2 protein-coding genes are annotated in these 2,545 nt (G+C 53.6%); both read left to right on the forward strand.

The window, feature by feature from the left end:
* Positions 1-169 precede the first annotated feature (169 nt).
* Positions 170-1,174, forward strand: coding sequence for a branched-chain amino acid ABC transporter permease (locus AC0UA9_RS17385; RefSeq protein WP_475661994.1), 1,005 nt, complete (start codon positions 170-172; stop codon positions 1,172-1,174).
* On the forward strand, positions 1,174-2,499 hold the full coding sequence (locus tag AC0UA9_RS17390) for a branched-chain amino acid ABC transporter permease (protein ID WP_475661996.1): 1,326 nt from the start codon (positions 1,174-1,176) through the stop codon (positions 2,497-2,499). Before AC0UA9_RS17385 ends, AC0UA9_RS17390 begins: the two co-directional genes overlap by 1 nt.
* Positions 2,500-2,545 lie beyond the last annotated feature (46 nt).

Raw genomic sequence — 2,545 nt, forward strand, 5'->3', positions numbered from 1 at the left:
GTGGGCATTTTGATGGTGGAACAGAACGCCAAACAGGCCTTAGCCATTGCCGATAAAGGCTTTGTGCTGGCGGCGGGACAAAACCGTTTTACCGACACGGGGGCTGCGTTACTGGCTGACCCTGACGTCGCCAAAAGCTTTTTGGGCGGCTAGCCCGGGGGAGAAACGCGTGAACGAACTGGTCTTTTTTATCAATAACGTGGTGATTGCCGGTAGCGTTACTGGCTCTATCTATGCCATTGGCGCCATTGGCGTCACGCTCATTTTTAGCATTATGCGCTTTGCCCACTTTGCCCATGCCGACATAATGACGTTTGGTGCCTTCATGGTGCTGCTCCTGACTACCGCCTTCCCAGCGGTAGGCGCCAGTATCGGAATACCCACAGCGCTCATCATGCTGCCGTTAGCGATGCTGCTTACTGCAGCGCTGGCCGTGGGCATTGATAAAGCGTTTTATAAGCCGCTCCGCGCCCATGGCGTCAAGCCTATCGTGATGGTGATTGGCTCACTGGGCGTGACACTTATGCTCCAAGGGCTTATCCGGCTATTTTCCGGGACCGGCGGCCAAAGCTTGTACGTCGATGACCGCAAAGAAATTTTCCGCATCGCGTTACCTTTAGAGGGAGTTCGGGCCCCCATCGTGATTACCGAGCCCCAGATCTATCTGTTTGTGATTACGCTTGTGGCAGTGGTCGCCCTGCACCTATTCCTCAATCGCTCACGACTTGGCAAAGCCATGCGCGCCATGTCAGACAACCCCGAACTTGCTCAGGCATCGGGTATTAATACCAACACCATCGTGGCCGTTACTTGGGTGATTGCAGGCGCACTGGCGGCAATTGCGGGTACCCTGTTGTCACTAGACGTCACATTTAAACCCGACCTTAGTTTCTTCCTACTACTACCTATTTTCGCGGCAGCTATTGTCGGAGGCGTAGGTCACCCCTACGGTGCCATTGCTGGAGGATTTGTCGTCGGCTTTGCGGAAACCCTGGCCGTATTTAACTGGAATGTTCTCTTACGTCCTTTCCGCGACAGCCTACCTACCTGGCTAGAACTCCCCTCCAACCTCGCCTTTGTAGGCACTGAGTACAAAATTGTGGTGCCGTTCTTTATTTTGGTGGCCATCTTAGTGTGGCGTCCTACCGGCCTGTTCAAAGGCAAGGTGATCTAATGAGCCATTCCACAAAAAACCATAACCCTGCTTACACACCTAAAGATGCCACTCCTGAACAACGCTTTCCGTTGCGCGAGCTGGTGCTATTTGGCGCTCTATTAGCTGCCGTGCTAGCGGTCTACGCCATCATGGGCGCAGCGTACAGCACCCGTATGCTGGTAGAAGCTGCTTGTTATGCCATTCTTGCCCTAGGCCTAACGATTCAATGGGGCTATGCCGGTCAGTTTAACGCTGGCGTTATGGGCTTTGTCGCGCTCGGCGGCTTCTGTGCCATGCTGTTTAGCGTCCCGGTGAATGACGCATTCTGGGGCACTGAACTACCGGGAGACCTCGGCCAAGTTCTGTTGTATGGCATGGCGGCAACCTTGATCGTCGTCGGTGTGACAAAGCTTGATCGATTCGGTGTGCCGAAAAGACTACGCACCGTGCTCGCCATCGTGATCGGGATCGTACTCTACTTGATAGTTATCAGCCTGCTGCGCGAAGTGACCAGCCAAATACAGTCTCAAGCGGGCTTTATTGGCGGATTTGGCTTACCGGCCTGGGTAGGCTGGATTGTGGGTGGCGCGCTGGCGGGCGGCGTTGGCTACTTTATTGGCCACGTTTGCCTTGGCCTACGCAGTGACTACCTCGCCATTGCCACCCTGGGTATCGCCGAAATCATCAAAGCTTTTTTGAAAAATTCCGACTGGCTAACGCGCGGCACGGCCACAGAATCACCTCTCCCCTGTCCGACCCCCGGCCCGGCCGAGCTCGGCTTTACGCTTTCCCGAGCGATCTATCTTTCAGTCACGGCTGTCGTGATCGCAGTCATTTTCTTTTTACTCCACCGGGCTTACCACGCTCCCTGGGGCAGAATGATTCGGGCGATTCGCGATAACGAAGTCTCGTCAGCGGCCATGGGTAAAGATATCAATAAGCGGCGCTTGGAGATTTTCGTATTAGGCTGCATTTTAATGGGCCTTGGTGGTGGCATGCTGGGCACCTTTAACAGCCTGTTTGACCCTCAGGGCTACTTGCCTCTCAACCACACCTTCCTAGTGCTGGTTATGGTGATTTTAGGCGGTCCCGGTAATAACCTTGGCACCATTTTTGGGGCGGTCGCGGTTTATATCATTTGGATTATGTCAGAACCGCTGGCGTTATTTTTAATGCAACTAGCGGTAACACTGGGGGAAAACGCCTTCGGTTGGGAAGCGCCTAGCAATATGGATAGCCGGGCGCTGCAGGCGCGGGTTCTAGTAATCGGTATGTTGATTACCTTGGTGCTGCGCTTTGCTCCGAAAGGTCTGTTGCCAGAGAAAATTAAAACCCTCGGTTAACGTCCTCACAGTGCTAAAAACTTACTGTGTTAAAAACTCACTGTAT

The organism is Colwellia sp. F1 (assembly GCF_056238625.1).